Origin of the sequence: Thiocystis violacea (assembly GCF_016583565.1) — a bacterium.
GTDB classification, from domain to species: Bacteria; Pseudomonadota; Gammaproteobacteria; order Chromatiales; family Chromatiaceae; genus Thiorhodococcus; species Thiorhodococcus violaceus_A.
On record NZ_NRRF01000145.1, the window covers coordinates 1 to 4,106 of the forward strand.

The 4,106-nt window shown below is 66.5% G+C and carries 5 protein-coding genes; 4 read left to right on the forward strand and 1 reads right to left on the reverse strand.

The genetic code is table 11. The features are described from left to right. The coding region (locus CKO23_RS23930) for a helix-turn-helix domain-containing protein (RefSeq protein ID WP_242482700.1) at nt 1-534 on the reverse strand (534 nt) is incomplete at its 3' end. Nucleotides 535-1,372: 838 nt separating this feature from the next. Between CKO23_RS23930 and CKO23_RS23935 the strand changes: the two genes are divergently transcribed. The 4 genes from CKO23_RS23935 to CKO23_RS23950 are packed head-to-tail and all read left to right on the forward strand — an operon-like array spanning nt 1,373 to nt 4,093. Beyond that, nucleotides 1,373-2,029 carry a CDP-alcohol phosphatidyltransferase family protein gene (locus tag CKO23_RS23935; protein WP_200335899.1) on the forward strand — a complete coding sequence of 219 codons (657 nt, stop codon included), beginning with the start codon at nt 1,373-1,375 and terminating at the stop codon, nt 2,027-2,029. Next, on the forward strand, nt 2,026-2,652 hold the full coding sequence (locus CKO23_RS23940; RefSeq protein WP_200335900.1) for a lysophospholipid acyltransferase family protein: 627 nt from the start codon (nt 2,026-2,028) through the stop codon (nt 2,650-2,652). The genes CKO23_RS23935 and CKO23_RS23940 overlap by 4 nt, the downstream gene beginning before the upstream one ends. Next, a complete protein-coding gene (locus CKO23_RS23945) occupies nt 2,649-3,596 on the forward strand; it encodes a phosphatidate cytidylyltransferase (protein WP_200335901.1) in 948 nt (315 codons plus the stop codon). Before CKO23_RS23940 ends, CKO23_RS23945 begins: the two co-directional genes overlap by 4 nt. Continuing rightward, on the forward strand, nt 3,596-4,093 hold the full coding sequence (locus tag CKO23_RS23950) for a hypothetical protein (RefSeq protein WP_200335902.1): 498 nt from the start codon (nt 3,596-3,598) through the stop codon (nt 4,091-4,093). The genes CKO23_RS23945 and CKO23_RS23950 overlap by 1 nt, the downstream gene beginning before the upstream one ends. Nucleotides 4,094-4,106 lie beyond the last annotated feature (13 nt).

Sequence of the window (4,106 nt, forward strand, 5' to 3'; positions counted from 1 at the left end):
GGTCTCGCAGACATCGCGACAGCGCTTGGCGAAATCACCATCGCGCGGGGTGTTGATCCAGCCCTGTACGCGATGCGGCTTGAGATCGATCTCGCGTAAGAAGCGTCCGATGGAGTGCGCGGAGATGTCTTCGACGATCCCGCGCGCCTTGGCCTCTTCGGCCAAGTCCGCATGGGTCCAGCGCGTCAGCTTCACCCCTTCGCGGACCGCAGGCTCGCACGCCAGGGCGATGATGGCGCAGATCTGCTCGGGGGTGAAGGTCGGCGGTGTCCCCGAACGCGGGCAATCGCTCAGACGCTCGAGCACCGGGTGATCCGCGCGCTCGCGCCAGCGGCGGCGCCAGCGTTGGACCAACGAGCGACTGACCTGCAACGTGGCGGCCGTTTCGTGCATCCCCTTGCCGGCGTCGGCGGCGAGAATGATTCGGGCTCGGATCGCCAGTTGCTGCGCCGTGGTGTGCTGACGCACCAACGCCTCCAACTGGGTACGTTCTTTGTCGGTGAGGGAAACGGGAATCGGGGTGCAGCGTGGCATCGTGTCATCAACTCGTCGGCGAAACTCAAGACAGATGAGTAGGATGCCATCGATCGCCCAGAAACAGTATTAGGACTTTCACTCTAGACCACTAGAGACGACCTACCTAGAGACGACCCACCTACAGACAACCGACCTGCTTATCGCCAAGCCAAACGGCAGCGCGGCAGATCAACCTGACTGACCACTGTGCTCGCGGGGCTGCGCTGCCTTGGTGGGCGCGATACGCGCGTTGCGCATTTGACGCGTTGCCAGCGATGCCGTTCCAAACATGCATCCGGTCAGGAATGCCCAGCCAGTCACGACTCCAAACCACTGATAGACGTAGGACATAACCCTTCCCCTTCGCTGATGCCGCTGTTTGGTGAATCCATCGCCGATTGGACAGACACCGCCTGGCTCCGGACACCCCTACCCGCTCCCTTTCGCCGAGACCACTGAAACGCAGCGGCCCTGTTCCATCGAATCCTGGGATTCCCATCCCTTCGCTAGCCACCCTGCCGCTATCCATCCTGACGACTTCAGCTTAGGACGGCGCGTCAGACGCGGACGGGACGGCGATCACACTTCCGAACCGAGTTGGAGCACATGGAGCGACACAGGGAAACGAGGGGATCGCAAGCTGTATCTCTGACGATGCAGCTCGAGCTGCGTCACCCCTGAGATCTGCCTGACCATTGGATCTCCCTGCGTGCATCGAGGCGCCGCCGCGCCTGGTAGCGTCCGTCATCCCAACCGGCGGCACCTCCTTGGCAACCCGACTTCGGCACCCTTGCCAGGCGTCGGATTTCGATCCATGCTCGGCGCGCCTCCCACCTCTGACGCCGGACCTGAGCCCATGCCAGCATCGACACCAGCGCGGCGCCCCTTGAAGACCCGGAATGCGGCCTGGGCGCGGGCCGTCGCGCGGCGCTTGTCTGCGCTTGGGGTCTCCCCCAACGCCATCTCGGTCGCGAGCCTGGGTTTCGCCCTCGCCGGTGCTGCAAGCATGATGAGCGCCGCCCAAGCATCGACTCCGGGGACGCTCGCGACCCTGCTGATCGTCGCGGCGGCCTGCATCCAGCTGCGTCTCCTCTGCAACATGCTCGACGGCATGGTCGCGGTCGAAGGCGGCCTGGCGACCAGCTCCGGCGCGGTCTTCAACGAACTCCCCGATCGGCTGGCCGATCCGCTCCTCATCGTTCCCACCGGCTATCTGACCGGCTATGCATGGGGGCCGGAGATCGCTTGGGCCGCGGCCCTGCTCGCGTTGCTCACGGCCAATGTGCGCACCCTCGGGGGCTCGCTGGGTTTGAAGGAAGACTTCCGGGGTCCCATGGCCAAACCGCATCGCATGGCGGCCATGACGCTGGGGCTGCTGCTCGCCGCCCTGGGCGCGCCGTCCGGGCTTGCAGGCCTGGTTCTGCTGCTGACGCTGGCCGTGGTCCTGCTGGGCACCGCCCTCACGGTGGCGCGTCGCACCCGCGCGATCCTCCTGGCGCTGGAGGCCCGATGAGCAAGGAAGCCATCGCGGCTGGTCTGCTGGCCGGCGTCACGCGGCTCATCACCGGCGTGCGCGGTCACTGGCAGGACCCCTCGGCCGGGCAGGACGGCGCGCAGCGGGTCTACTTCGCCAATCACTCCAGCCATCTCGACACCCTGGTGATCTGGTCGTCCCTGCCCAAGGCGCTGCGTGCCCGCACGCGCCCCGTCGCGGCGGCGGACTATTGGGACCGGCCCGGCCTGCGCCGCTGGCTGGCGCTGCGGGTGCTGAACGCCCTGCCGGTCGAGCGCGCCGGCGGCTGCGGCAGCCGTGACGCCCTGCATCACCTGATCGCGGCACTGGATGCGGGCGACTCCCTGATCCTCTTCCCCGAGGGCACGCGCGGCGACGGCCAGGCGATCGGCGAGCTGCGGTCCGGGCTCTACCATGTCGCCCGCGAACGGCCGCAGGTCGAGCTGGTGCCCGTCTTCCTGGAGAACCTGAGTCGCATCCTCCCCAAGGGTGAGGTGCTTCCGGTGCCGCTGATCGGCCGCGCGCACTTCGGCCTGAGCATTCGACTCGCGCCCGACGAGGATCGTAAGGCATTCCTGACGCGTGCCCGTCTTGCGCTCACGGCGCTTGGAGATCGGAAATGAGTGTGACCTGGGACAGCCAGATCCTGATGCTGCTGACCGGAATCGTCGGGCTGCTCGCCGTGGCGAGCCTCATCGGCACCATCCTGGCCCGACGCATCGGCAGCGACGACGGCCGCGCGGTCGTCGCCAATCTCAACGCCCGCACCAAGTCCTGGTGGGTGATGACGGCGGTCTTCGTGGCGGCCCTGGCGACCGGCGGGGTCGGGTCGGTGGTGCTCTTCGCCCTGCTGTCCTTCGTGGCGCTGCGCGAGCTGATCACGCTCACGCCGACGCGCAGGGCCGATCACCGCACGCTGTTCTGGGCCTTCTTCGTCTTCGTCCCCGTCCAGTACCTGCTGGTCTACGACGCCTGGTACGGGCTCTTCGCCATCTTCATCCCGGTCTACGCCTTCCTCTTCGTGCCGGTGCGCACCGCCCTGGCCGGCGACACCTCGGACTTTCTGGCGCGCACGGCCAAGATCCAGTGGGGGCTCATGATCGCGGTCTACTGCGTCAGTCACGCCCCCGCGCTCTTGATGTTGCAGATTCCGGGCTACGAGGGCCAGAGCGCCAAGCTGCTGCTCTTTCTGGTCGTCGTGGTCCAGCTCAGCGACGTCCTCCAGTACGTCTTCGGCAAGACCGTGGGGCGGCGGCGCATCGTCCCGGCCCTGAGCCCGAACAAGACCTGGGAGGGCACCATCGGCGGCATCGCCAGCGCCAGCCTCGTCGGCGCCCTGCTCTGGTGGTCAACGCCCTTCAGCCCCGGGGCGGCGCTGCTGATCGCGCTGGTCATCAACCTCGCCGGCTTCGCCGGCGGCCTGTGCATGTCCGCCATCAAGCGGGATCTTGGCGTCAAGGACTTCGGCACCTTGATCGAGGGCCATGGCGGCGTGCTGGACCGCATCGACTCGCTCTGCTTCGCCGCACCGATCTTCTTCCACATCACACGCTACTTCTACACCTGATGCCCGCTGGCGGCGAAGCTCCAGAGCGTCGCCTCCCGCGCGTTGATCGAGACCATCAGCACCTGGCCCAGCCTATCGCCGTCCGCGCCCTCTATGAGTGGCTTCGCGAGCATCACCGAGAGGCCGTCTTCGCGACAGATGCCTTATCCAAGCACTACAAGCCGGCAAGGGACTTCACCGCCAGCGCGAGTGGATTGCTCGCCGTGCGCGCCGGCCAGAGCCAGGGCAATGCCGAGCGCGCCTTCCTCTGGTGGCGACCGGAGCAACCTCAAAGCGTCCATTGGGCGGGGGATCCGCGCAAAGGCGCCGTGTTCAGCAACCAAAGCAAGACGCTCTCACCGCGCGCCTCCTTCGAGCGCTGGGTCGAGACGACCTTCGGACACAACGGACATTCCGCACCCCGTGACAGCACCGATGTCGTATTTTTCAGCGGCATCGATTCAGCAGCACGGGGATGGGTGGATAAAGTGCTCCTCTGGTACCTTGAGCGCGCGTAAGAACGCCTGCTGG

Excerpts from the sequence above, each read along its gene's own strand:
- CKO23_RS23950 (WP_200335902.1), top strand. The coding sequence starts at position 3,596 with ATGCCCGCTGGCGGCGAAGCTCCAGAGCGTCGCCTCCCGCGCGTTGAT.
- CKO23_RS23935 (WP_200335899.1), top strand. The coding sequence starts at position 1,373 with ATGCCAGCATCGACACCAGCGCGGCGCCCCTTGAAGACCCGGAATGCG.
- CKO23_RS23940 (WP_200335900.1), top strand. The coding sequence starts at position 2,026 with ATGAGCAAGGAAGCCATCGCGGCTGGTCTGCTGGCCGGCGTCACGCGG.
- CKO23_RS23945 (WP_200335901.1), top strand. The coding sequence starts at position 2,649 with ATGAGTGTGACCTGGGACAGCCAGATCCTGATGCTGCTGACCGGAATC.